19 protein-coding genes are annotated in these 26,419 nt (G+C 33.5%); 2 read left to right on the top strand and 17 right to left on the bottom strand.

Going from position 1 to position 26,419, the window contains the following annotated elements:
* Window positions 1–54: 54 nt before the first annotated feature.
* Together rocD and BK054_RS13660 are read right to left on the bottom strand one after the other, a co-directional pair.
* Entirely contained in the window at window positions 55–1,296 is a 1,242-nt protein-coding gene (rocD, locus tag BK054_RS13665; protein WP_006258906.1) for an ornithine--oxo-acid transaminase, read from the bottom strand.
* A gap of 107 nt (window positions 1,297–1,403) precedes the next feature.
* A complete protein-coding gene (locus tag BK054_RS13660) occupies window positions 1,404–3,002 on the bottom strand; it encodes an ABC-F family ATP-binding cassette domain-containing protein (RefSeq protein ID WP_006265254.1) in 1,599 nt (532 codons plus the stop codon).
* Between the two features lie 719 nt (window positions 3,003–3,721).
* On the opposite strand from BK054_RS13660, the gene BK054_RS13655 reads away from it, so the two are divergent.
* Window positions 3,722–4,486, top strand: a complete 765-nt coding sequence (locus BK054_RS13655; protein ID WP_006265253.1) for a class I SAM-dependent methyltransferase — start codon at window positions 3,722–3,724, stop codon at window positions 4,484–4,486.
* Window positions 4,487–4,575: 89 nt separating this feature from the next.
* Here the strand turns inward: BK054_RS13655 and BK054_RS13650 are convergent, their stop codons facing one another.
* The 8 genes from BK054_RS13650 to BK054_RS13615 form a co-directional block, all read right to left on the bottom strand.
* Window positions 4,576–5,184: a GDYXXLXY domain-containing protein gene (locus tag BK054_RS13650; RefSeq protein WP_006265252.1), complete on the bottom strand. Its 609-nt coding sequence runs from the start codon at window positions 5,182–5,184 to the stop codon at window positions 4,576–4,578.
* Window positions 5,174–6,244: a DUF4401 domain-containing protein gene (locus BK054_RS13645; protein WP_006265250.1), complete on the bottom strand. Its 1,071-nt coding sequence runs from the start codon at window positions 6,242–6,244 to the stop codon at window positions 5,174–5,176. Before BK054_RS13645 ends, BK054_RS13650 begins: the two co-directional genes overlap by 11 nt.
* Window positions 6,234–7,214 (bottom strand): DUF2157 domain-containing protein, encoded by a 981-nt coding sequence (locus BK054_RS13640; protein ID WP_006265249.1) that lies wholly within the window; start codon window positions 7,212–7,214, stop codon window positions 6,234–6,236. Before BK054_RS13640 ends, BK054_RS13645 begins: the two co-directional genes overlap by 11 nt.
* Before the next feature lie 195 nt (window positions 7,215–7,409).
* Window positions 7,410–7,868 carry a thioredoxin-dependent thiol peroxidase gene (gene bcp, locus BK054_RS13635; protein ID WP_006261164.1) on the bottom strand — a complete coding sequence of 153 codons (459 nt, stop codon included), beginning with the start codon at window positions 7,866–7,868 and terminating at the stop codon, window positions 7,410–7,412.
* 88 nt (window positions 7,869–7,956) lie between these two features.
* Window positions 7,957–13,677, bottom strand: a complete 5,721-nt coding sequence (locus BK054_RS13630; RefSeq protein ID WP_232234274.1) for a DUF3320 domain-containing protein — start codon at window positions 13,675–13,677, stop codon at window positions 7,957–7,959.
* Between the two features lie 279 nt (window positions 13,678–13,956).
* On the bottom strand, window positions 13,957–16,143 hold the full coding sequence (locus BK054_RS13625; RefSeq protein ID WP_006265246.1) for a glutamine synthetase III: 2,187 nt from the start codon (window positions 16,141–16,143) through the stop codon (window positions 13,957–13,959).
* Window positions 16,144–16,347: 204 nt separating this feature from the next.
* Entirely contained in the window at window positions 16,348–16,926 is a 579-nt protein-coding gene (locus BK054_RS13620) for a hypothetical protein (protein ID WP_006261162.1), read from the bottom strand.
* A gap of 73 nt (window positions 16,927–16,999) precedes the next feature.
* On the bottom strand, window positions 17,000–17,641 hold the full coding sequence (locus BK054_RS13615) for an HdeD family acid-resistance protein (RefSeq protein WP_225581548.1): 642 nt from the start codon (window positions 17,639–17,641) through the stop codon (window positions 17,000–17,002).
* A 124-nt stretch (window positions 17,642–17,765) separates the two neighbouring features.
* Here BK054_RS13615 and BK054_RS13610 point away from each other — a divergent pair, with 124 nt between their 5' ends.
* Window positions 17,766–18,851, top strand: a complete 1,086-nt coding sequence (locus BK054_RS13610; protein ID WP_006265245.1) for a lipase family protein — start codon at window positions 17,766–17,768, stop codon at window positions 18,849–18,851.
* Between the two features lie 456 nt (window positions 18,852–19,307).
* Here the strand turns inward: BK054_RS13610 and sucD are convergent, their stop codons facing one another.
* The 7 genes from sucD to BK054_RS13570 all read right to left on the bottom strand — a co-directional run bounded on the left by sucD (window position 19,308) and on the right by BK054_RS13570 (window position 26,396).
* Window positions 19,308–20,180 carry a succinate--CoA ligase subunit alpha gene (gene sucD / locus BK054_RS13600; protein ID WP_006258918.1) on the bottom strand — a complete coding sequence of 291 codons (873 nt, stop codon included), beginning with the start codon at window positions 20,178–20,180 and terminating at the stop codon, window positions 19,308–19,310.
* A gap of 164 nt (window positions 20,181–20,344) precedes the next feature.
* Window positions 20,345–21,280 carry a UDP-3-O-(3-hydroxymyristoyl)glucosamine N-acyltransferase gene (locus BK054_RS13595; protein ID WP_006258919.1) on the bottom strand — a complete coding sequence of 312 codons (936 nt, stop codon included), beginning with the start codon at window positions 21,278–21,280 and terminating at the stop codon, window positions 20,345–20,347.
* Between the two features lie 21 nt (window positions 21,281–21,301).
* Entirely contained in the window at window positions 21,302–21,868 is a 567-nt protein-coding gene (efp, locus tag BK054_RS13590; RefSeq protein WP_006258920.1) for an elongation factor P, read from the bottom strand.
* 22 nt (window positions 21,869–21,890) lie between these two features.
* The gene (lpxA, locus tag BK054_RS13585) at window positions 21,891–22,676 is read right to left on the bottom strand and encodes an acyl-ACP--UDP-N-acetylglucosamine O-acyltransferase (protein WP_006258921.1); all 786 of its coding nucleotides are present in this window, start codon (window positions 22,674–22,676) and stop codon (window positions 21,891–21,893) included.
* A 4-nt stretch (window positions 22,677–22,680) separates the two neighbouring features.
* A complete protein-coding gene (locus BK054_RS13580; protein ID WP_006258922.1) occupies window positions 22,681–24,075 on the bottom strand; it encodes a bifunctional UDP-3-O-[3-hydroxymyristoyl] N-acetylglucosamine deacetylase/3-hydroxyacyl-ACP dehydratase in 1,395 nt (464 codons plus the stop codon).
* A gap of 32 nt (window positions 24,076–24,107) precedes the next feature.
* Window positions 24,108–25,127 carry a UDP-3-O-(3-hydroxymyristoyl)glucosamine N-acyltransferase gene (lpxD, locus tag BK054_RS13575; RefSeq protein ID WP_006258923.1) on the bottom strand — a complete coding sequence of 340 codons (1,020 nt, stop codon included), beginning with the start codon at window positions 25,125–25,127 and terminating at the stop codon, window positions 24,108–24,110.
* 30 nt (window positions 25,128–25,157) lie between these two features.
* The gene (locus BK054_RS13570; RefSeq protein WP_006258924.1) at window positions 25,158–26,396 is read right to left on the bottom strand and encodes an HD domain-containing protein; all 1,239 of its coding nucleotides are present in this window, start codon (window positions 26,394–26,396) and stop codon (window positions 25,158–25,160) included.
* Window positions 26,397–26,419: the final 23 nt, after the last annotated feature.

Genomic DNA, 26,419 nt, shown 5'->3' with positions numbered 1-26,419 from the left:
AACTAAAAAAAGCCCACGAATTAACGTGAGCTTTTATATTTATAAAGAGATATACTATTTCTCGAATTCTTTTAATGTTTTAGTAATAATACTTACACAGTCTAATAACTGCTCTTCGTTCATTACTAATGGCGGAGCGAAACGGATGATGTTACCATGCGTTGGTTTTGCTAATAATCCGTTGTCTCTTAATTTAAGACAGATGTTCCAAGCTGTATCACTTTCTTCAGTATCGTTGATGATAATAGCGTTTAATAAACCTTTACCACGTACTAAAGTACAGATATTACTAGTAGCAATATACTTGTTAAGCTCCGCTCTGAATAATTGTCCAAGTTTCTCAGCGTTATCCGCTAATTTCTCGTCTAATACTACATCTAGAGCAGCCATAGCTACAGCAGCAGCAGTAGGGTTACCTCCAAAAGTAGAACCGTGTTGTCCAGGTTTGATTACATTCATAATCTCATCATTTGCTAACACAGCAGAGATAGGATATGCTCCTCCTGATAATGCTTTACCTAATACGATGATATCAGCTTTGATATTTTCGTGGTCGATAGCTAACATTTTACCTGTACGAGCGATACCTGTTTGTACTTCATCTGCAATGAATAAAGCATTGTGCTCCTCACATAACGCTTTAGCAGCAGTTAAATAACCTGCGTCTGGTACATAAACTCCAGCCTCACCTTGAATAGGCTCAACTAAGAAACCTGCAATAGTTCCTTTGTTAGCTTCTAAAGCTGCTTTTAAAGCTTCTACATCATTATAAGCTACACGGATAAATCCGTCTGTATAAGGTCCGTAGTTTTTACGAGCATCAGGATCGTTAGAGAAAGAAATAATCGTAGTCGTTCTTCCGTGGAAGTTGTTCTCACATACGATGATTTTCGCTTGATTCTCAGCAATACCTTTTACTTCATAAGCCCATTTTCTACAGATTTTTAAAGCAGTCTCTACAGCTTCTGCCCCAGAGTTCATCGGAAGAACTTTATCAAAACCAAAAAGCTTAGTGATTTTCTCTTCGTATAATCCTAATTTATCATTGTAGAATGCTCTAGAAGTCAATGCTAGTGTACCCGCTTGATCAGCGATCGCTTTAACGATAGCTGGGTGGCAGTGTCCTTGGTTTACAGCAGAATATGCTGATAAAAAATCATAATATTTCTTACCTTCTACGTCCCATACATATACTCCTTCTCCTTTAGATAATACTACTGGTAGTGGGTGGTAATTATGTGCTCCGTATTTATTTTCTAGCTCAATAGCATGAGCTGAAGTCATTTTGTTCGACATTATAATTGTTTTTGTATTGTTTTTGTTCTCGCAATTTAAATCTTTTTTAGTGAAATCTAAAATTAATATTTGTTAGAATTAAGTCAAAAACAAGCTTTACTTTTGACTTAATTTAAATTTATCACGTCTACTATTCCCAATTCCTTAATAAAACTCTCATCATGGCTAACAACTACTAAGGTTCCATTAAACTCACTTAAAGCTTTAGTTAAACTCTCAATACTAATAATATCTAAGTTATTCGTAGGTTCATCTAATAGTAACACATCTATCTCTGAAGCTAAAATAGTCAGATAACACAACACGAGCTTCAGTTTCTCTCCTCCACTAAATGTACTTATCTTATTTGTCCATAAGCCTACCCCTATTCCGTACTGAAATAATAGATTGCGAAGATCCGCCAGAGAGTGTTTCCCTTTATTAGCCAGTTCTAACTGATCTATAGGCGTTAAACTATGATCTAGTAAAGAGTAAAATTGATCCAAATAGACCACCTTAGCATCTGCACGGTATAATTCTCCTGTAGTAGGTAGATAAATTCCTTGTAACAATTTAAACAGCGTAGACTTACCAGAACCGTTCTTTCCTTTGAGCAAGATTCTATCTCCGCTCATGATTTTAAAGTCAAGATTCGTCTTAAATATTGGAGCAAATACAGGAGAATAACGATAGTTCATTTCTTTAGCTTCCCATAACAACTTCCCTTTATGCAAAGTAGATTGGGGAAAACGAATAGCAAACAGTTTATCTCGTTCTAATTGGGTTCTTAATTCTAATAATTCAGATTGTATTCCCTCTTTCTTTTGTTGGTGAACATCCTGTAGCTTAGCTACGCTGTTCTCTGTTTTATTGCGCATCGCATTAATAACAATCTTTGGAAGACCTGCTTTTTTCTCTGCTTTTTTGTTCTGAGCCTTGTCTTTACTTATTTGCTCTGTACGTTTAATATCCGCTTTTTTAGCATCTTTCATTTCTTTAGACAGATGATCTACTTTACTCTGGATACCTTGTAGACGCAGTTCTTTTTGTTCTTTGTATAGGCTGTAATTCCCTCCATACTTAAACACTCCATTAGGTGTTAGCTCAAAAGTAATAGGCATTAACTCAAGTAATACCCTATCATGGCTGACAATAACGATAGTACCTTTAAACTCTTGTATATACTTATAGAATAATTCCTTGGTTTCTAAGTCTAAGTGATTAGTAGGTTCGTCTAATAACAGTGTGTCTGCCTGACTTAGCATCATCTTCGCAAATAGAACCTTCGTCTGCTGTCCTCCACTCAGACAATCCATCGTAGTATCTGGTGATATCGTCTCTAATCCCCAATACGCTAATACCTTAGCGATCTGTTCTTCTATGTCCCATTGATCATTAAGTACTTCGTAGTCCTGTTCTTCTACAGAACCCGCTAGTATAGCACGGAGTGCCCTAACCTTATCAACTACCCCTACTGCTTCATAAATAGTGTGAGATTCAACTAATTGTTTATTTTGTGGCAAGTAGAATACTGTCCCATTAATATGAATAGCAGGTTCCGCTAACTCTAATTCTCTAGCGATTAGTTTAAGTAATGTTGTTTTGCCAGTACCATTTTGACCGATGATACTGACCTTCTCTCCTGCATTAATAGATAAACTAATATTTGTAAATAAAGGTGTCTTATCTGCGTGATAATAAGATAAATTTGATATAACTATGCTCATAGTCTTTTAAAATTTAACCCAGAATAAGTAATAGACCAATAAACGAAAAGTAAGTATACAAAATAGGTCTGAATTAGCGATACAATCATACTGTAGTATGGTTTTAGAACTAATGAAAGAGCTATGAAGTAGAACTGCTTTATAGTATTTGGCTGAGGCTGATTCTTGGTTTACTGCTGTGAATAATCCATACGTGGCCCGTACACCACTCCTCACGGTCAAAAAATATGTATTTACACGATACTAAGTATTATGACAACACAAGACTGTTGTCAATTTATAAAGATGATAACCACTCGTCGGACTGAAGTTTGTCCTTTTATCTATTGGTTATATATAACCAATCTTTACTTAGTTGTGTACATTTAGACTATTATTCGTTAATACTGATGCAAATGTATATCTACTTTTAGTTTTAAACAATTATTTGAACGATATTTTTATTAAAAAAGGCTGTTTGACTAAAAAGGTCTTATACCTAATTGTATAATAATGTTGTTTTAGAATGATGTAAGTACCTGTACGTAGCTTGCACTTTCTAGGGGATTCCTTGCAGTTTTCTAGCACTTTGCTTGCCTAGAAGGTGGTTTTCTCGAAGAAAGGTGCAAGAACCCCTCAAGCAATCCTCTAGCAGGTCAGAACAAAACTGTCTTTTCTTTAATCAAAATCAGATTAAAAGTTTTTTTTATTCTATGTTTACAGTCCTATAATCAAAAAATATGAGTAATAAAGAATTAACAAATAGATATGGATCACTAGCTTCATGGGTGTATCATATCGATAAACCTATTGGAAGATCCTTTGGAGATGTAAAATACTATAGTGAAAGATTAAAAAACACAGAAGGAGTAATCCTAGAACCTGCATCTGGAAATGGAAGAATACTAATCCCTCTATTAGAAAAAGGATTAAAAATAGAAGGGTTTGACGCTTCTGCAGCAATGCTTTCTTACTGTGAGCAAGAATGTAAACAAAGAGGTCTCAATGGTATCTTTAGACAAGAAATGTTTAATACCTTCACCTCTACTACCTCTTATGAAGCAATTATAATCCCTGCAGGGTCATTTCAGCTTATAACGGATACTGATGAAGCTATTGAGGTATTAAGACGCTTTAAATCAGCTCTAAAAGAAGGTGGCCGATTAATAATAGACTTATCTCCTTTATCTGCATTAGCAGAAGCTCCTATGCTAGCTAGACAGTGGAATGTAGATAATGGAATGCTTACACTGACAGAATCTAGAGTAGAAACATCTTATCTTAAGCAGACTACTATATCCCAATTGAGATATGAGCATTGGGATAATGAGAAAGGGTTAGTTAACTCTGAGATAGATCTGTTCTCTCTTCGCTTCTGGGGAGTAAAAGAATTTGAACTAGCCTTAAGATCTGTTGGTTTTACAGAGATTACCATCAGTAGTAATTACAATTATTTAGAAGAAATTTCAGAAGAGACACATACGCTAACTTTCGAAGCGAAATAGGTAAAACAAACAGGGAGGTTATCATCAGGATAAACTCCCTGTTTGTTTATACTAAATGCCGTAGGCAAATAATTCTTAATTTTAAATTCCTAATTCCCAATTAATTTGCGGTCTTTATCGTACATCCCTACCAAAACGCTATTCCCGTCTTCATCTACGCGTAGTCCACCATATTTAGCTTGTTCATACTTCTCTGCATCCCCCTCTTGAAAGAAGAAACTCTCTGCCCCAATATTAAATCTCCAACCTCCATAATTAAAGTATTTAATATAGATTTGGTTATCGTTCTTCTCTCCCAATTCATTGACCATCTTCACCAGACTCCCTACATTATCCTTATCTAAAGACAGTAAGACATATCCACGCTTATTCAATTTGCTCTTTTCTACAGCCTCCTCAATATCGTTCACAGCTCTAGCTGATAGTTCTTCTTCTGTAGTTGTAAGAATCTCATTCTCACTAACAGGGCTTATTGAATCTAGAATACTTTGATCAAAAGTACTTGTTCTAGTTGATATCGCATAGTTAAGATTCATATAATCTCCTTGCATTAAGGACCTAGGATCTACAGGAGCTAATTCTAGCAATACGAATTGTCCTTCTTTTATTGTCTTTTCCTTTTGTAATACTGCTCTTACGAAGAAAATACCAATAAGTACAAATACAACTAGGATAATTATGTTCTTCTTATTTTTCATTTGTCTGTCCCTCACCTTTTTGAATTAAATAATAGATACCTAAGAATAATACACCTATGCCCATCATAGATAGAGATTTCTCTAATAAAGAGATGCCTAAGTCATAGTAATACATTATCATAGAAAATACAAGACCTACTATGCTAATCCCAAAACCTACTTTATATTGTCTCATAAAACTCCAAAGCATATATAAGAATGTGATACCGAAGACAACATAATTTAAAGTGATTAAAACATTAAATAATATAACGACTAGATAAACTGCTGCCTTAACAGTGGGATTAATAATCTTCATCTTCTGTATGATTAAATACACGGTCGCTATAATCAAAGCCAAGACTGTTATCACAAAAACAAATCTCATACTGCTAAACAATTCAATATTGTGGTAACTAAAAGCTTGACTTCGCAATAAACTAGCTGTAGTTATGGTATAAAGAAAACAAGCTGTAAATATTGGAAGATACTTCTTACTGAGCCATGTTATTGCTGTCCTTACCTTTTGTTCTTGCCAAAAAAGATAAGTCGTTAAAACTACAACTAGAGCTAAATAAATATAATAGAATGGTGTTATATCAAATTTGTATAAAACATATTGTAAGGCAATTAGCGTCCCCACAGAACTAATGAAAGATACAATCTGATTATTGAATAAAAATAAAGTAAGTAATGAAAAGAACAATCCTACTAACTCCATTTGATTAAACATATCTCCGAAGCCATAAGTCATAAAAGCGTATCCTATAATATAGAATGACACAACTAAACTATCTGTTACAGCGCTGTCTTTACTTCTATTCAATGCAAATGAGCCTACTAAAAACAGTAATCCCATAATACTTAAAAAGGTATTATTAGAAAACAAATCACTCGATATCAAAGCAATAAACCCCATAAATAGTCCTAAACCTATAAGACTTCCTATTACTGATATTACTCTAATTATAATTGACTTAAGCGCTAATTTGCTTTGTGCCACTTGTAGGGCATCTTGCTCTACTTCTACTCCTTTTTGGATTAAAGAAGTAACTATATCTTTAAATTGATTACTGTTCATTGCTCCACACTTTTTTCTGGTTTATAATCAACTTCACAATTCCAAAAGTTCCTCCTATACAGTATAATGCATATAATAATAACGAAGCCTCATTGATATCAGCAATCTTGATAATTAAAGCAAATACAATAGCAAATACAGAAAGTAAAAAATAACTATACAACAATAAATCCTTAGCTTTTCTACTCCATAAGAAACTTCCAATAAACCAAGCGATAGAAGCTATTACTAGCATATATAACCCTCTTAAATCAGCTTTAATATAGCGGTCTGTACTTACAAAAATAAAAGTAATAATACCACTAGTTGCAACTGAAAAACAGGCTAAAGAAAGTAGTCCCGTATAATATCTATCCAATTTATAATTCGTTTTTTTGGCTAAATATATAGGTGTTAAATATAATACTACATTCAATAGTAAAAGAAATAATCCACTATAGAACAATAGATCATCACTCGTTACTTGTAAGAAATAAAGAATCAAAGTTGTGTTAGCTAGTACAGCATAAAATAACCACTGAGGAGAGAATCTGCTCAATACTGTCCATAGTGTAATAGCTAATACCCACATAAAGAAGAGATCGTAAGCATTAGCTCCTGTCTGATACACTTGACCATATACAGCGAATAACACCCCCACTAATATACTCGCACTTAACAAACTAACTTGTCTTACCACAGTATTCAATTTAGGGTACACGGCTCCTATAACACTGATAGTTAAAAGAATGAATACAAGTAAAAACTTGATGTTTTTATGTAGATCTGCCCAATTGTATGCAAAGAAAAATACTATACCTGACAGTAAAAACCCTGCTCCTAAGGCTAGTGTCAAATACTTGACAAACTTCTGCCAATCTGTGATATTAGCATAACTCTTCTGCTCTAACAATTCTCCTAACTGAGAATCTGAGAGTGAGCTATGCTCTTTTAGAAGATATAAATCTCCCTTATCAATCTTTTCTTTCATGCTTCTTTTTTATTTTCTCAAACGTAATACAATTTATTGAAAGTTGTATTACTTCACCTTAGAATACACCCTAGATTGCTCATAGATTAGCTGAAAAAAGGGAGATACTATCACATGGTATTCTAAGTCGAAAACGAAAAAAAGACAGTATCTAACCGATTAGATACTGTCTTTTTTATAATTTCTTTTAAAAACTTATACTGTCTCTAGAATCTGAGCAGCGTGATCTTTAGTTTTCACTTTACTAATCACATCAGATATAACTCCCTCTTCATTAATCACAAACGTCATTCTATGAATACCGTCATACGTGCGTCCCATAAATTTCTTAGGTCCCCATACACCGAAAGCATTTAATACTTCTTTCTCTTCATCAGCTAATAAAGGAAAAGGCAAGTTATTCTTCTCAATAAATTTCTGTTGTTTAGCAGCTGAGTCAGCACTAACACCTAGTAATTCGAATCCCTTTGCTTTTAACTCTGCGTAATTGTCACGCAAGTTACAAGCTTCCCAAGTACATCCTGGTGTACTTGCTTTTGGGTAGAAGAATACTACTAATTTCTTTCCTTTATAATCACTTAACTGATGTACTTTTCCTGATTGGTCTAATGCTTTAAACGCTGGAGCTTTTTGCCCTACTTCTAATGTCTTCATCTTCTTCCTAATTTAATTGATTACGTAAAAATAGGAGAATTTATAAGAACTATCAAGGCATATCCTATAAACTATCTCTATCGTGTGATTATTCTTTTAATATTATTTTGCCAAATTGATTAATAATCTTGTCCTCTACCATCATCTTCTGAATCACATGTTGAATCACTTGATCCATCTGACTTCCTAATTTAATAAAATCAAAAACTCTTCCGATAGCTTTAGTTAAATCTTCATGTGGCACACTAAAGTTAGTTTCTAGTAACTCTATTATCGCTACCTCTATCTCCTCAGGACAGATGTCTTCTATATTTCTCTTTTCTATAGTATTTTCTCTATAATGAGTCAACCCTCTTTTATAAAGATCTTCATTCCAATAAAACTCTTGATAAGAGAGCACACTAGTACAATTAGGAATCTCGTTAATCAATTCGACTAAATATGCCTGCAACTTCGTACCAGTACGAGAAATATTCCATATAGTCATCATTTTTTTTAACAAGTAGTTCTGACTAATAGGTCCTTCCGTCTGAATAATTTGATACAATTGATTCTGTACTAGATTTCTATTGTTTTGAAGGTATATTGTCTCAGAGTTACCATCCGCTATAGCATTAAAGTTAGCAGATTCATAAGGCCTTTGTCTAGATACAGCCGCCTTATCAGTCACTTCGATTAAATGTTTGCTAATAAAATCACTTGATCCTGTCTCCATCTCCACTTCTTCAGCCTTCTGATAGGTCTCATCTATCTTAGCTTGTAAATCTTGTAGAATTAACTCCTTATTCTTAAACCAATCAATCGTCCATATGCGGTATATATTCCATCCAAGTCCTTTTAATACACCAGGAATTAATAATTCTCTATCATTGGTTGTTTTTGCGTTGTAGTAATTTAATCCATCTACTAGGATTCCCATTACATACTCATTCGGATTATTCTTATCAACGACACCTATATCTAATCGATAACTAGAAGTACCAATATTCGTTTTAACATCAAATCCATTCTCTTTAAGATAAGTAGCAATGGATTGAATCAATTTATCACTTTGTTTAACAGATTCACTCTCAGCAATATTTACATATCCTTTTTCTGCAAAGTCTAAGAAATTCTTCAATCCCTTCACTCCTTCTGCATTAGTACGTCTAAGATCTATCTGATCCCCTCTAAGCGAAGAGAATATCTTCATCTCATACCTCGCTCTAGTCACAGCTACATTAAGACGTCTCCATCCTCCATCTCTATTTAACGGTCCGAAATTCATTGATACCTTACCTTCTTCATCAGGCCCATACCCTATAGAAAACAATATAATATCACGCTCATCTCCTTGTACATTCTCTAAGTTTTTGATAAAAAGCGATTCTGAAGCTCCTAGCATTTTCTCCTCTACAGCAGGGTTCTTGATCAGCATATCTGACAACATATCTTCTATCAAAGTCTGTTGAGTTTGACTAAAAGTCACTACACCTAGAGACTTAGGTTTTATTTGACTATAGTGCTGTTTTATATATTCTACGATAGCTATAGCTTCTTTTTTATTTGTACGAGACTTTCCTTTCTCATACATACCGCCTTCTATAAATTCAAAAGTTACTTTCTTATCCAAGTCATCCTTAGACGGGAAAGTCAATAACTTATTGTCATAGAAATTAGCATTACTAAATGATATCAAACTCTCGTGCTTACTTCTATAGTGTCTTAACAAATACTTAGACGGCAATGACAGAGCCAAACAATCATCTAGAATACTTTCTAAATCTTCTAATTCTAAATTATCTTCATCTACCTTATTAGAAGCAAAGAAACTAGTCGGAGGCATCTGCTTAGGATCTCCTACGATAATAGCCTGCTTAGCTCTAGCTAAGGCACTAATAGCCTCGGCTGTAGGTAACTGAGAAGCCTCATCAAAAATAACCAAGTCGAAATGCTCTGTACTAACATCAAAGTACTGTGCTACCGAAATAGGACTCATCAGCATACACGGCTTTAAGCGAGAAAGTAAATTAGGCATCTGATCGAATAGTTTTCTCAAACTCAACCCTCGTCCTCTACTGCGAATAGCACGTTTTAGCATTCCTAATTCTGAACTCTGAATAGAGTCAAAGAATGATCTCGGAATACGACTACTTAATTTTAATACTAATTGACTCTTATTTAATTCGGTATACTCATTGTGAATATCGTGATACTGTTTGATTAGAGTCTCATATATCTTAGCGTCAAATCCACTAAGTGCAAAAGAGTTACTTACTGTTTTAATAAATAAATTGATGTGCAATATTCGCTCTAGCTCTACTTCTAGATTGTCCTTTTCTATTCTACCTTGTTCTAATAAGTCAATAAACCAATCTAGTCCAAGTTTAGTACCTTCTTCTTTATATACATTATAGTTAATCCAGTCACTTAACTTATCAAGATTCGCTAAGATACCATCTACTTCATCGCTTAAAGGTGCTGTAGAAGAGAATGCCTGAACATCGTGATATTTCACCATAAATGTTTTTAAGAATGTTGTAATCTCTGAGATTCCTCTTCTTACATTTTGGTTTCTATAAAAATCTAATAACCATTTATCTATACCATAATAACCATGCTGTTGAGCCAATTTAGAAAGTCCACTTAGATTCTCTATTTCTGTATAAATAGCTTCAAAATCTAATCTATCATTAGTATAGTAGATTTTAGACAGTCTATTAATATCCCTGTAATTAGAGTCCTCACTACTTAACTTTAATCTCTTGAAATCTTCTAATTGATTAAACAGAAGATTAACATCATGCTCCGATTTAATCTTTGCTTTAGAATATCCATTCAAGAAAGACTTTACTTTTCTCTGCTTAAACCATTTAGGCAAGAACCAAAGATGTTTAGATTTATTCCACTCTTGTTCTTGAAGTGATAGATCTACTTCAAGTATTTTCTTATTAAATTGTTGAGTAATTGAATCCTCTATGCGTATGCATTTCTGATGTAACTCCATCCACTTGTGTAACAGAGAGAACTGATTAGCATCAAAGTATAAGTCAATTAATTCATAAGATAAATTGCTTTTCGCTAACAATTCAAACATCGTCTGTAAACTATTAGCATTTATCCTTTTATCAGATAAAAGTTTAAAGTTAAACTCTGCACTGATTTGCTCATATTCACGAGCTGTATATTTATAATCAGACAGTACAGTCTTAACCGTACTTTGGATATCGTATTTATGTTCTTTTATCGTCAAAGAACGCAAAGGATGTGACAAAGGGCTCTCTATGCGCTGACATATAGAGGCAAACTGTACTATCCAATCCTTCCAACTTGTATAAGTAGACTGTGTAATCTCATTAAAATCAATATCTACAAGTAAATCGCTATTAACAGCCACATGGTTAAGCTCTAAATAGGCTATGGTATCATATAAACTCCATCCAATACTAAAACGTTGATGTAGCTGAGTTATATACTTTCTCAACTCTGCTTTGCGTTGATCTATCCTATTGGAAGCTTCCTTGAAGTCATAGTTACCCTTATATTTTGGCACTTCTAATGTAGCTTCGAACTGCGCTAATACATCAGATTTACGTGTTTTATTAGAATGCAATTCCAAACAGAATGGTCCTAGTCCTATCTTTTCTAATCGATGGTGTACTACATCTAGTGCAGCTTTTTTAGCAGCTACAAATAAGACCTTTTTACCATTTGCTAATGCATCTGCAATGATATTAGTGATCGTCTGAGACTTACCAGTACCTGGAGGCCCGTGTAAAACAAAACTTTTATTAGCATGTGCATTTCTAACTGCTTCTAATTGAGAATTATCAGTAGAGATAGGTAATGTCAATTCTGATGATGTCAATTGTTCTAACTCATCATCATTACTATCGAGTACTTCTATTGATTCTGACAAGCTACCATTCAATAAACTATTAACAATAGAGCTCTTTTGAATCTCATCTGCATACTTAGAAATATCTTGCCATAAAATCAATTTATTAAACGAAAAAGTCCCTAAGATAATCTGATCTAATACATCCCAACCTTTTAAATCTATTATCGTCTTTCTAACTAAGGCAAGAACCTTAGGTACATCGACACCTAAATCATCCATCGGCAAATCTTCTAGGGCAGTCATATCAAGTTTAAACTCTTGACGTAAATACTCTAACAACGTGATATTAATCATCGTCTCCTCGTCTCTCCCTCTTAGTACAAACTTAGAGTTAATAGACCTCCTATTAAGCTCCACAGGCACTAATAATATAGGGGCATATCTTACTGTTTTCTCAGATTTGGGTTCATACCACTTAAGCAATCCTATCCCTAGATATAGGGTACTCTTACCATTTTCTTCTTCAGCTAATTTAGAATTTCGGTATAGATTAACTAAGATATTATCTAAGTCATGTTCATTGTAGTAACTATATAGTCTATTATTCTTAAACTCTGAATTTACTACTTCGAATAGCTCTTCTGATGAATGTAATGGTGGATAATATAGATTGTACTTATTTAATATCTCTTGCTGGCTACTTCCTTGTATAGTATACGCTTTACCTTCCGCTAAAGAATCTTCTAAATCACTTACATTTACATCGATTAACTGTAGAATACTCTTAGTAAATCGAGTATTTAAAAGATTGTTTCTAAGGGATAAATCTAATAGCTTCCTCTCCCAAATACGTTGTTTAGATAAAACAGTTCCTTCTCCTAGTTCTAAATCACTAAAAGCATTAGACTGAGCAAATCGCTTATCTATACTATCTTTTTTTCTACTAATTTCAAAATCGTGGTTCTCAATAAACTCTCCACTACTCTTTCTATATACTGGTAAAGGTAATACATTATTGATGCGAGAAGTCTTAACGTCAATAGACAAGATAAAATCAGAAGCTTGTAACAGCTGAGTTTCTGCAGATGCCATTGCATCTTTAAGTGTAAAAGTAGCCCCCTTACAGACCATGGTAGATTCTATAACGATAAGTTCGCTGATACTCGTTGCTGCACGTTTAGTAATCGCTGTCTGGTCATAATTAACCATAGAATCAAATCTATCATCTACTAACCAAACACCGACAAATATATGCCCTCGTGTCAGAATAAGAATAGGATTTAAGTCTATCGCTTCTAAACATGCTGCAAAGAGCAATGTTATATCCATACAGTTACCAAACTTGGTCTCTATCACTTGATCTAATAATCGAATACGCTGACCTGTTCGCTCATAACTTGGTGGCAAAGCACTATATACTAAATCCATACTTTGTATAGATCGATAAATAGCAGATACCATCTGTAATACGCGTTCACGACTACCTGACTGATATCCTTCGAAGGAAGGAACTAGTTTATTCTTCTCTAATATTCTAACAACATTAGACTTAATAGGGTAAATAGCATCATGATTAGGTAAGATATACGACGCTAGTAATTGTGGAAAAAGCTCCACTCCCCCAAAGTAGTCTATAGGTAATACCTCTATTTGGAAGAAAGTCTCTGCTAATACTTCGTCATCTAACTTTAAAGCTATCTGAACCGTATCAATATCTTTCTCTACTACATTACGTATAAAATGTAGATTATATTTAAAATCAAACTTCGTTATGGTATAAGCCGTATTAGACTCTAAGCGTTCAATAGGCACAACATTATCCTCAAAAAAACCTAGCTGCGATGAGATGTGAACTTTAACCCCTTCATAACTTTCTTCTAGATTATCTATTAGGATACGTTGTATAAAGTGATATTTCTGAATACAAAAAGTATAATTGAAGTAACTATACTTCTGTACTGATAATTTTATTGATGTATTTTGTTCCATAGTGTCACAATTATGTCTTCCAAAATAGAGCATTCCTACTCTACTTTTTCACAACAACTGTCAATTTCGTAATTCTTAAGAATTTTCTAAAGTAATATATTTTTACATACTAATTAACAAAATAAATAAAATATACTTTAATCACGAAAAATACAATAAACACCATCCTCAAATAGCGGTAATACTATACATAATACCATAAAACTCTTTATATATACCAACAAAAAGACGACTTAGCTAAGAAGCATAAGTCGTCTTTTTTTCAATTTATCACTATTTTTAGTTCGTAAATAACAATTCTCTGTACTTCGTTAATGTCCAAAGCTCATTATCTACCATTAATTCTAATTTATCACTGTGGTAACGGATAATATCAAAATAAGGTTTTACAACATCACAGTATGCATGAGCTTGTTGTTCAACATCCTCTATTAGATTCGCTTTTTTACGCTCATTTGTCATCTCAGTAACCTTAGCATTAATTTGCTCTATATGATGAGATATCTTTTTAATCATTTGTAATTGCTCTGCTGCAATCGTTCCGAAATCTTCAGCACCGAATATCTCTTTAAGACCTTTCACATTATCAATTACTAAGTTTTGATACTTGATAGCCGTTGGTATTACATGATTTCTTGCGATATCTCCTAACACACGTCCTTCTATCTGAAGACGTTTTACATATTCTTCTAGCTCAATCTCGTATCTAGCGTGCATCTCTATACTAGTCATCACTCCCATCTCTTCAAAGATTGAAATCACTTTAGGGTCTTTCTTAATTCTTAAAGCAGAAGGAGTTGTCTTATTATTACTCAATCCTCTTTTGATAGCTTCTTTTTCCCACTCATCACCGTATCCATCACCTTCAAAAAGAATTCTTTCACTATCTTTAATATACTCTCTTAATACATTGAAGATTGCCTCGTCTCTTTTTAATCCGTCTTTTTCTACTAGTGCATCCACTTCATTTTTAAAGTCTCTAAGCTGTTTAGCTACTATTGTATTTAATACAGTCATCGGTCCAGCACAGTTAGCTGTAGATCCTACTGCTCTAAATTCCCATTTATTACCTGTAAAAGCGAATGGAGAAGTTCTATTTCTATCTGTATTATCTAATAATACATCTGGAATTTTTCCAACTACATTTAATTTAAGATCTGTTTTTTCTTCTGGAGAAAGTTTACCATCCGTCACCTCTTTCAATTCATTAAGAACCTTAGTCAATTGTTGTCCAATAAATACAGACATAATTGCTGGTGGTGCTTCATTCGCTCCAAGACGGTGATCATTACTTGCAGAAGCAATAGCTGATCTTAAAAGCTCTTCATTATCGTTTACAGCTTTAATCGTATTGATAAAGAAGGTTAAGAACTGTAAGTTGCTCTTAGGTGTTTTACTAGGACTCAACAAGTTCACACCAGTATCAGTAGCCAATGACCAGTTATTGTGTTTACCAGAACCATTAACTCCTTTAAATGGTTTCTCATGGAATAATACTTTAAAGTGATGCTTCTCAGCTACCTTTTTCATTACATCCATTAATAAAGAGTTGTGATCCACTGCTAAATTAGCTTCCTCAAATATAGGTGCTAATTCAAACTGATTAGGAGCTACTTCATTATGTCTAGTCTTAACAGGAATACCTAATAAGATACAGTGATTCTCTAAATCATGCATATAATTCAGTACTCTAGTTGGAATAGAACCGAAATAGTGGTCATCTAATTGTTGTCCTTTAGCAGCTGTATGCCCTAATAATGTTCTTCCTGTAGTAAGAATATCAGGTCTAGAAGCAGCTAAAGCACTATCTACTAAAAAGTACTCTTGCTCCCACCCTAAAGTAGTCGTTACTTTCTTTACATTTTTATCAAAGAATTTAGCTACTTCAGTTGCAGCATCATCTATTGCATTAAGCGCTTTTAATAAAGGAGTTTTATTATCTAAAGCCTCACCAGTATAAGAGATAAATACAGTAGGAATACATAATGTAGAACCAAAGATAAAGGCAGGAGATGTAGGATCCCAAGCTGTGTACCCTCTTGCTTCAAATGTATTTCTAATTCCTCCGTTAGGAAAACTAGATGCATCTGACTCTTGTTGTACTAATTGACTACCATTAAATTTTTCAACAGGATCACCATCAAAAGACGTCTCAAAGAAAGCATCATGCTTCTCTGCTGTCGTTCCTGTCAGTGGTTGAAACCAGTGCGTATAGTGACTTACTCCTTTCGATAGAGCCCACTCTTTCATTCCCAATGCAATGTACTCAGCTAATCGACGGTCTATTTTAATTCCTAGTTGTGCATTCTTAACTGCCTGATAAGCTTCTGGAGTTAAAAATTGTCGCATTGACTTGTCATTAAATACGTGATCACCAAAGATCAATGATTTTCTACCCAGTTCTTCTACCTTTACAGCTTCTCTAGATGCTGCTTTTTCAATTGCTCGAAAACGAAATGTTGACATAATTAATAGTTTTTGAAGGGACACCCCCTGTTTTATGAGTACAAATTTAAATAAAAGTCATTAAAAACAACACACCCCCCCCTATATTTTTGTAATATTTTTTTAAAAAAGTATACTCAAGAGCACTCCCTCCCCCTTATATTTTTACCTATAGAAACAAAAAAAGGTAGAAACTTAGCGCCTCTACCTTTTAAATATTATTTTCTAGTACTTCTTAACTACTTTTACATCTTCTAAATTATACTTGCGTACAGCTTCTTCGTATGATAAGGTAGTAGCACCTTTAGTTGATACATTTAAGCTATTATTTCTTATTTTTGGGTCAGCCCCTGGAATATACATAATTCTAAATACTTGATTTCTCAAAACACTAGGAGTAGTATTATTTCCATTAAAATTAATTAATGGTGCATTAGCTTCTGCTATAATATCCACTTGGTCTGGGCTAAAAGCATAACTGTATTCTAAATCTTTCTCTACCCCATCTACTTTAGTATAGAATTTTTTAGGTAGTGCATACCATCTTGGTTCTTTACTACTAGAATCTACATCCTTAATGAATACTAAAATAACATCTCCTTTAAACAATTCCACAGGATGTTTAACAGGGAGTGTTAAATAACTATCATTTAAATTTTTATCAAAACTTAGGGTTGTCTCCATTACATAAGGAAATTCCCCAACTCCTGGAGGTCCTGGAGGTCCTTGTGGTCCAGTAGACCCTTCACACCCAACTAATAGTGATGTAGCTACAAAGGCAAATAGCATTGCAATTTTTTTCATAATCTCTTTTATTTATTACTTGCAAAATATGGATTTTTTACAACACCCAATAAACTTTATCAAATAATTATACTTATTTATCGTGTAATCTCTTGCGAACTTCTTCTTGAATCCTTTCATATTGCTCTAATAGCTCTTGATCAACCTTTCCTGAATATTTTTTTATCCTTCTCAAGAAGAAACCAAACAATAAACTGTAAACCCCTAATAATATAAATGAGAATGCTGTCCAATATACAATGGTAAATGCACCAAATTCAAGGTTCCACAACATACAGAATGAAAACACTAACCCAAGTAAGGCAAAAACAAATAAGCTTGTCCATGATTTTACACCGTAGTTTTTAAGGTCAAAGGCTGTTCCCATTCCTCTAATAGATCTAAACATTAATCCAAAACCAACATAAATAGGAAGAACTACTGCCGATAACGTAGGCGTTCCAATCAAAATAACACCTAATACCACATCTATAATTCCTGAAAAAAGCAACCATCCCCAACCATCAAGTTGATCATGATTAGAAAAAGCAAATATAATCTCAGATATACCAGCAATTAAAAACATACAACTAAAGATAATAGTTAGTGAAGCATATGCTGTAATAGGAGTACTAAACATATATATTCCTCCTATTATAAAAAGTATACCAATGATTACAGGTATATACCAGTTCTTAATTCGATCTTTTACAGTTTTTACAAATGAATTAGCCATATCTCTTTTTTTAAAGTTTACATCTAATTTATACATTTTTAACGGCATTCAAAAATTTAAAAGTGTAACTTTGATTTGAATCGTGTAAATATTTAACTAAATAACACTAGTAAAGTCCTTTTCTATGATAAAAAGAATTTATCTCCTTTTACTTTGTTCTACTTCTATCAGTTTTGCACAAAACTTAAAGCCTATAGCTGATAAACAAGAAATATACAATAGCTTACAACTAGCTACTGATATACACAAAGCTTTCCCCACAGATTCACTTTATAATCTTACTGGTTATAAGAATACGTATAGATCACCAGAAATGGGGTTAACCAATATGTGGGCATTATACCACAATGATAAAACAAATACTGTAGAAATAGTTATTAGAGGATCTGTAAACAAGGGAGCTAGTTGGTTAGCTAATTACTATGCAGCTATGATTCCTTCATCAGGAGAAATACAATTAGATAATACTAAAAAAGTTAGTTACAAACTATCTCAAGATGAACGAGCAACTGTTCATGCAGGATGGACTATAGCATCTCTATATTTAATGGAAGATATTAAACCTAAGTTAGATAGTCTAGTCCAGAAAAATCATAAAGATTTTATTATCTCTGGACATAGTCAAGGTGCTGCTATAGCTTATCTAATAACAGCTAATCTAATGAATCAACAACTAGAAGGAAAATTATCTAAAGATTTACAGTTTAAGACTTATGCAATTGCTCCTCCTAAACCTGGAAATCTTTACTTTAGTTATCAATATGAGAAACTAGCTAAAAGTTGGAGTTACTCTGTTATTAATACCCAAGACTGGGTTCCTGAACTTCCACCAACAACACAGACTTTTAGAGACTTTAACGAAATTAGCCCTTTAGCAGATCACGAGGTAAAAAAAGCATTAAAAAAAGTAACTTGGCCTAAGAGAATGGTTGCTACTAGTATTTTTAATGGTATAAAAAAGCCTACCGAAAAAAGTGTCAAGAAATATAACAAATATCTAGGTTCCTTTGTCTTTAACCTAATTCAAAAACAATTACCAGAATTAGTAGAGCCTAAATATGTTCTAAATAGTAACTATGCGAGATGTAGTAACCCAATTATATTAGATGGACTCAAGGATACAGAATATCAAATCAAGTTTCATAAACCTGAAAATATAATGTCACACCACTTACCTCCTGCTTACTTATACTTATTAGATAAAGAATAAAAAAAGAGACTCTTAATTAAGAGTCTCTTTTTGAAATAAAACAATTTTTCAATTGCTATAGTTATAGTTTGGTTAGGGTTCTAAATCAATACTTACTAGTAAAAAGACATAACTATTACTTATTTTGTAAGTGCATTACAATATACATAAGATTTTTATTAGCACAAATACTCCTATCATTAAAATGGATTATTTTTTTATTCTGTTAATTTCCATTATTAAACACAAGCTAATAAATTATTCATTAAGAACATACTTAATTTTTAACCTTCAATTAAGTATAAATTATGATATCAAACCTAAATATACTAAACAGAAGATCTCTTATAAAAGCGATATTCTAAAAAATCAGATGACTAGTCCAAAATATGAAAAATATAACAAAAGGACTTTAATCAAAAAAGCCTACACATAGTAATGTGTAGGCCTTTTTTATTTTCTTTTTAGAAATAAGAATTATCCTAAAACTTCTTTTACTTTTTTACCGATCTCAGCAGGAGAATCAACAACATGGATTCCACACTCGCTCATGATACGTTTTTTAGCAGCAGCTGTATCATCAGCTCCACCTACGATAGCACCAGCGTGTCCCATTGTTCTTCCTTTAGGAGCAGTTTCTCCAGCGATGAATCCGATAACTGGTTTTTTATTACCATTTTCTTTAATCCAACGAGCAGCATCAGCTTCTAATTGACCACCAATCTCACCAATCATAATGATTGCTTCAGTTTCTGGATCAGCCATTAATAATTGTACAGCTTCTTTAGTAGTTGTTCCAATGATTGGGTCTCCACCAATTCCGATAGCTGTTGTAATACCTAAACCTTGCTTTACAACTTGATCAGCAGCTTCATAAGTTAAAGTTCCTGATTTAGAAACGATTCCAACTGTTCCTTTTTTGAAAACGAAACCTGGCATAATACCAACTTTAGCTTCACCTGGAGTGATTACTCCTGGACAGTTAGGTCCAACTAATCTACAATCTCTACCTTTGATGTAGTCGTAAGCTTTGATCATTTCAGCTACTGGAATACCTTCTGTAATACAAATAATAACTTTGATACCTGCATCAGCAGCTTCCATTATAGCGTCAGCAGCAAATGCTGGTGGTACGAAAATAATAGATGTATCAGCACCTGCTTTTTCTACAGCTTCTGAAACTGTGTTGAATACTGGACGATCTAAGTGAGTAGTTCCCCCTTTTCCTGGAGTTACACCACCTACTACGTTTGTTCCGTACTCAATCATTTGTGAAGCGTGGAATGTACCTTCACTTCCAGTAAACCCCTGAACGATTATTTTTGAATCTTTATTTACTAAAACACTCATGATCTTGTTTTTATTTATTTAAACTTACTTACACAAAAATAAACAATTCTAATTACTATTAAAACTTTTTACCCCCTTATAAGTAAGATTAATTGATTAATTAATAACATTCTTTGTTTTCAATCTCAAGAAACCTGATTTATGTCAGACACTAATGTCAAATACTATAAATGCTTAGTTTTCTCTACTAATTCTGGTATTCTCTTAATACTAGCTAATTGCTTTAATTTATCTCTTGATTCCTCTGCAGGATACCCAAAATAAACTTTACCTCCAACTAACGATTTAGATACTCCAGATTGAGCTAAAACAACAGCTTTAGTTCCAATAGTAATACCACTTGTAGTACCTACTTGTCCCCATAGCGTTACTTCATCTTCTATGACCACACAACCAGCTATACCACATTGAGCCGCAATTAAAGAACGTACACCTACCACAGTATCATGTCCGATATGAACTTGATTATCTATTTTAGCTCCCTCTTTAATAGTAGTATCTCCTGTCACACCTCTATCTATAGTACATGCAGCACCGATACCTACGTTATCTTCGATAACTACTCTACCACAAGATACTAATGGATCAAATCCTTCTGGTCTCTTTTTATAGTAGAACGCATCAGCACCTAGTATAGCTCCAGCATGAATAACTACATTATCCCCTATAATAGTTCCATCATATAAAACTACATTAGGGTGAATAACACAATTTTTACCAATCACTACATTATGACCAATGAATACATTAGGTTGAATGATTGTTCCTTCCCCGATAATAGCATCTTTAGCTTGTACCTCAGTTGCTGGTTTAAACGGGTTAAAGAACTTAGATAATTTATTAAAATCTCTAAACGGATCATCAGATATTAATAAAGCCTTACCCTCTGGGCACTCTACATCTTTATTAATTAAAATGATTGTCGCATTAGAGTTTAACGCTTTATCATAATATTTAGGATGATCCACAAAAACGATTTCACCTTCTTGTACAACGTGAATTTCGTTCATTCCATAAACTGGAAAATTAGCATCACCTACAAACTTACATCCAATAATCTCTGCTATAGTCTGTAAATCTTGAACTTTTGCAAAACGCATCTCTCTTCTTCTAAAAAGTGATTACTCCTTGATACGCTCCATATAAGCGCTGTTTGATGTATCAATCTTGATTTTATCACCTTCGTTGATGAATAAAGGTACATTGACAATAGCACCTGTTTCAACAGTAGCAGGTTTTGTAGCATTTGTAGCTGTATTTCCTTTTACTCCTGGCTCAGTATAAGTTACTTCTAGAATTACAGAAGCAGGCATATCTACTGCTAACGGTAATTCAGTCTCTGAATTAATTTGAACCATTACAGTTTCTCCTTCTTTTAATAAGCCTGGAGCATCTAATACGTCTTTTAAAAGCGTAATTTGCTCATAAGTCTCAACATTCATAAAGTGGAACTGATCTCCCTCTGGGTATAAATATTGGAATTTATGTGTTTCTACTCTTACAGTATCGATTTTGTGACCAGCAGAAAAAGTATTCTCTAATACTCTTCCATTAGTAACGCTTCTCATTTTAGTTCTAACAAATGCAGGCCCTTTTCCAGGTTTAACGTGTAAAAACTCAACAATTTTATAAATATCATTGTTGTATTGGATACATAAACCATTTCTAATATCAGCTGTTGTTGCCATTCTTTTATTTTATTTAGTATTACTAATATATTCCTGAATATCCTCTCATAATTCCTCTTGATGAATTACGGATAAACATTAAAACTTCATCTCTTTCTGGAGTTGCTTCCATATCTGCCTCTATAATTTCAAGTGCTTGACTTGTATTATAGTTCTTTTGATATAAAATACGATAGATCTCTTGAATCTCTCTGATTTTTTCTGGAGAATATCCTCTTCTTCTCAATCCTACTGAGTTAATACCAGCATAAGAAATAGGTTCACGTGCTGCCTTAATATAAGGAGGAACGTCTTTACGTACTAATGTACCTCCAGTCACAAATGAATGTGATCCGATAGTACAGAATTGATGTACAGCAACTAATCCTGCTAATACAACATAATCTCCTATAGTAACGTGTCCAGCTAAAGTACTAGAGTTAGAAAAAATACAGTTATTACCAACGATACAATCGTGTGCAATATGACTATACGCCTGAATTAAACAGTTATCACCGATAACAGTTTTATATCTATCTTTTGTTCCTCTATTGATTGTTACACATTCTCTAATAGTTGTATTATCCCCTATCTCTACTGTTGTAACTTCTCCTTCGAATTTTAAATCTTGTGGTTCTGCTGAAATAACTGCTCCAGGAAAAATCTTACAATTCTTTCCGATGCGAGCTCCTTCCATGATAGTAACATTTGATCCTATCCATGTTCCTTCCCCTATTTCAACATTATTATGAATGGTTGTAAAAGGTTCTATAACAACATTTCTAGCTATTTTAGCTCCAGGATGTACATATGCTAAAGGCTGATTCATATTCTTAGTTATTTGTTATTTTTGAAATCTGAGCCATTAATTCAGCCTCAGCTACTAATTTTCCATTGGCATACGCATACCCTTGCATATGGCATATCCCTCTTCTTATCGGTGTAATAAGCTCTAATTTAAACACTAAAGTATCACCAGGGTGTACTTTGTTTTTAAACTTCACATTATCCATTTTCATAAAATAAGTAAGATAGTTCTCTGGATCTGGTACAGTACTCAGAATCAAGATACCTCCTGACTGAGCCATTGCTTCACAGATAAGAACTCCAGGCATAACTGGTGCTCCAGGGAAATGCCCTACGAAGAACGGTTCATTCATCGTTACATTCTTAAGTCCTACTACATGCTTATCAGACATTTCCAGAATCTTATCAACTAATAAAAACGGAGGTCTGTGAGGTAATAAAGCCATAATTTTATTTACATCCATTAATGGTTCTGCATGTAAATCATAAGATGGAACTTGGTTACGCTTTTCATTGCGAATAATCTTAGACATTTTTTTAGCAAAATTAGTATTCACTGAATGTCCTGGTTTATTTGCAATAACTTTACCTCTTATTCTTGTTCCTATTAAAGCTAAATCTCCGATCACATCAAGTAATTTGTGACGTGCAGCTTCATTAGGATAATGTAATGTTAAGTTATCTAAAACCCCATTTGGCTTAACAGCAATCTCTTCTTTGCCAAATGCTTTTTTAAGGTGTTCCATTGTTTCTGGAGATATATCCTTATCTACATAAACAATAGCATTATTTAAATCTCCTCCTTTAATCAATCCGTTAGCAAGTAATGCTTCTAGCTCGTGTAAGAAACTAAAAGTACGTGCTTCAGAAATCTCTTCTTTAAAGTCAGACATTGATTTCAATGTAGCATTCTGTGTACCCAATACTTTAGTACCAAAATCAACCATTGCAGTCACTTGGTAACTATCAGAAGGCATAACGATTATCTCACTTCCCGTTTGTTCATCTACAAAAGAAATAACTTCTTTTACGATGTACTCCTCACGTTCAGCATCTTGTTCTACAATACCTGCTTTTTCAACTGCTTCAACAAAGTATTTAGAAGACCCATCCATAATAGGAGGCTCAGATGCGTTTAACTCAATGATAACATTATCTAAATCACATCCTACAAAAGCTGCTAATACATGCTCTGTTGTTTGTATTTTTACTCCCTTTTTTTCAAGGTTTGTACCACGTTGTGTATTTACAACATAATTAGCATCCGCTTCTATAATTGGATGTCCCTCTAAATCCATACGTACAAAAGTAAAACCATTATTGATTGGAGCAGGTTTTAAAGTCATTGTCACCAATTGACCTGTATGTAAACCTACACCACTAAGTGTTACTTCGCTTTGGATGGTTTTTTGTTTAACCATAATTAAATCTCTTTAAATATTTTGAAAGGCTCTTATTTTATATTCTTTTTAATTGACTCTATGTCACTAACAATCTTAGAAAAGTTTTTAAAGTAACTATATGACTTTAAAAAATCACTATGAGGTAATGCTGGACTACCTTGTACTGCCGCACCATTCTCTAAATTCTTAGTTACTCCTGACTGAGCCTGAATACGAACATTATCACCTATTGTCAAATGTCCTACTATACCTACTTGCCCTCCTATCATACAGTTTTTTCCAATCTTTGTAGATCCCGCCACTCCTGTTTGAGAAGCGATTACTGTATTCTCTCCTATCTCCACATTGTGAGCTATCTGAATTTGATTATCTAACTTTACTCCTTTGCGAATAATTGTAGATCCTAAGGTAGCTCTATCTATAGTAGACGCTGCACCTATTTCTACATTATCCTCAATGATAACATTACCTATCTGAGGAACTTTATTAAATGTCCCATCAGGATTAGGTGCAAAACCAAATCCATCAGATCCAATAATTACTCCTGCATGAAAAGTACAATTAGCTCCTATTACAGATTCTGAGTAAATACGAACTCCTGCAAATAAAACTGTATTATCCCCAATACGTACATTGTCTCCTACGAATGTATTAGGGTATATTTTTACGTTATTTCCTATTTTAACATTTTTACCAATATAGGCAAAACTACCTAAATATAAATCATCTCCGTACTCTACTCCTTCTGATATAACTGAAGGCTGTTCGATTCCAGATTTCATTAATTTCACTTGATTGTAATACTCTAATAATTTAGAGAATGCTTTATACGCATCATCTACTTTAATTAAAGTTGCTGTTATTGGATGCTCTGGTTCGAAAGTTTTATTTACGATAACCACAGAGGCATTTGTTGTATATATATGGTGTACGTATTTAGGATTCGCTAAAAAAGAAATCGAACCTGCTGTTCCTTCCTCTATCTTAGCCAATGTACTTACTTCTATCATAGGATTCCCTACAATTTCTCCTTCTAATACTGACGCTATTTGTTCTGCTGCTATTTTCATCGAGGCAAAAATATAAAATATAATTGAAATTTAACTTTCAAAAACGTTTTTTGGATAACAAACAAAATACTTTGTCACCACTTTCGTCAATGATTTAAGGTTTAGTTCATCTGATACCGATAACACATCTTTTGTTGTCCCATCTTTTTTAAGTATCATAATAGGCTCTTTATCTTTACTATACGCTTGATTCTCCATTTTACCTTTAAATACAAAGTATTTTGAAGCCTCATTAGAAATAGAATATTTCTTAGATACTTTATCAAGCATATTATTTAACTTTAACTTAGTTTCCTCTTTATCTGAGACAAATTCAATGCGTAATAGCTCGCGATTAATAATCATTTTACTCAATTCTGACAAAATAAAATCATTATGGAATTGCCATGATTTAAGAGCTCCTAGAATATCTGAATCGTCTAATAAAGCGAATTTCTCTAACCCTACTTGATCGAAATCTCCTTCTTCTATCTGATTCTTTAGAAAGAATTGTAAAGACTCACTACACCATAACTCTACTCCTTTATGAGTTAATTCTTTTGCTCGTTTTAATACACGCACTAAAATTAATTCTGCACATACACTTGTCTTGTGTAGATATGCTTGCCAATACATTAATCTACGTGCGATCAAAAACATCTCTACAGAGTAAATTCCCTTCTTTTCCACGACTAACTCATCATTCACTACATTCAACATCTGAATTAATCGCTCTGAGTTAATATTACCTTCTGCTACTCCACTATAGAAACTATCTCTCTTTAGATAATCCATACGATCCATGTCTAACTGACCTGAGATCAATTGTAACATAAACTTACGGTGATATTCACCTTTAAATATCTTGATTGCTAAGTCTAACTTCCCTTCAAACTCTTTATTTAAACGATTCATAAACAAGATTGAAATCTCTTCGTGATGAACTCCCTCTACGATACTTTCTTCCATCGCATGAGAGAAAGGTCCATGCCCTATATCATGAAGTAAAATAGCTACATACAAAGCATTTTCTTCTTCTTCAGAAATCTCTACATTCTTAAAGCGCAAAACTTGTACCGCTTTTTGCATTAAATGCATACAGCCTAAAGCATGATGAAAACGAGTGTGATGAGCACCAGGGTATACTAGATAAGACACTCCCATTTGAGAGATTCTTCTCAATCGTTGAAAATAAGGGTGTTCAATTAAGTCATATACCAAAGAATTTGGTATAGAAATGAATCCATAAATAGGATCATTTAGGATTTTAAGTTTATTAATGTTGGCCAATGAGAATCATTTTTATAAACGTA

The sequence above is a fragment of the Myroides sp. ZB35 genome (assembly GCF_001865835.1).
Taxonomy (GTDB): Bacteria; Bacteroidota; Bacteroidia; order Flavobacteriales; family Flavobacteriaceae; genus Flavobacterium; species Flavobacterium odoratimimum.
Note: the sequence above shows the minus strand (reverse complement) of the source record. Positions and strands in the feature narration are given on the sequence as shown.

Coding starts and splice junctions, on each gene's coding strand:
- rocD (WP_006258906.1), bottom strand. CDS start 1,296: ATGTCGAACAAAATGACTTCAGCTCATGCTATTGAGCTAGAAAATAAA.
- BK054_RS13660 (WP_006265254.1), bottom strand. CDS start 3,002: ATGAGCATAGTTATATCAAATTTATCTTATTATCACGCAGATAAGACA.
- BK054_RS13655 (WP_006265253.1), top strand. CDS start 3,722: ATGAGTAATAAAGAATTAACAAATAGATATGGATCACTAGCTTCATGG.
- BK054_RS13650 (WP_006265252.1), bottom strand. CDS start 5,184: ATGAAAAATAAGAAGAACATAATTATCCTAGTTGTATTTGTACTTATT.
- BK054_RS13645 (WP_006265250.1), bottom strand. CDS start 6,244: ATGAACAGTAATCAATTTAAAGATATAGTTACTTCTTTAATCCAAAAA.
- BK054_RS13640 (WP_006265249.1), bottom strand. CDS start 7,214: ATGAAAGAAAAGATTGATAAGGGAGATTTATATCTTCTAAAAGAGCAT.
- bcp (WP_006261164.1), bottom strand. CDS start 7,868: ATGAAGACATTAGAAGTAGGGCAAAAAGCTCCAGCGTTTAAAGCATTA.
- BK054_RS13630 (WP_232234274.1), bottom strand. CDS start 13,677: ATGGAACAAAATACATCAATAAAATTATCAGTACAGAAGTATAGTTAC.
- BK054_RS13625 (WP_006265246.1), bottom strand. CDS start 16,143: ATGTCAACATTTCGTTTTCGAGCAATTGAAAAAGCAGCATCTAGAGAA.
- BK054_RS13620 (WP_006261162.1), bottom strand. CDS start 16,926: ATGAAAAAAATTGCAATGCTATTTGCCTTTGTAGCTACATCACTATTA.
- BK054_RS13615 (WP_225581548.1), bottom strand. CDS start 17,641: ATGGCTAATTCATTTGTAAAAACTGTAAAAGATCGAATTAAGAACTGG.
- BK054_RS13610 (WP_006265245.1), top strand. CDS start 17,766: ATGATAAAAAGAATTTATCTCCTTTTACTTTGTTCTACTTCTATCAGT.
- sucD (WP_006258918.1), bottom strand. CDS start 20,180: ATGAGTGTTTTAGTAAATAAAGATTCAAAAATAATCGTTCAGGGGTTT.
- BK054_RS13595 (WP_006258919.1), bottom strand. CDS start 21,280: ATGCGTTTTGCAAAAGTTCAAGATTTACAGACTATAGCAGAGATTATT.
- efp (WP_006258920.1), bottom strand. CDS start 21,868: ATGGCAACAACAGCTGATATTAGAAATGGTTTATGTATCCAATACAAC.
- lpxA (WP_006258921.1), bottom strand. CDS start 22,676: ATGAATCAGCCTTTAGCATATGTACATCCTGGAGCTAAAATAGCTAGA.
- BK054_RS13580 (WP_006258922.1), bottom strand. CDS start 24,075: ATGGTTAAACAAAAAACCATCCAAAGCGAAGTAACACTTAGTGGTGTA.
- lpxD (WP_006258923.1), bottom strand. CDS start 25,127: ATGAAAATAGCAGCAGAACAAATAGCGTCAGTATTAGAAGGAGAAATT.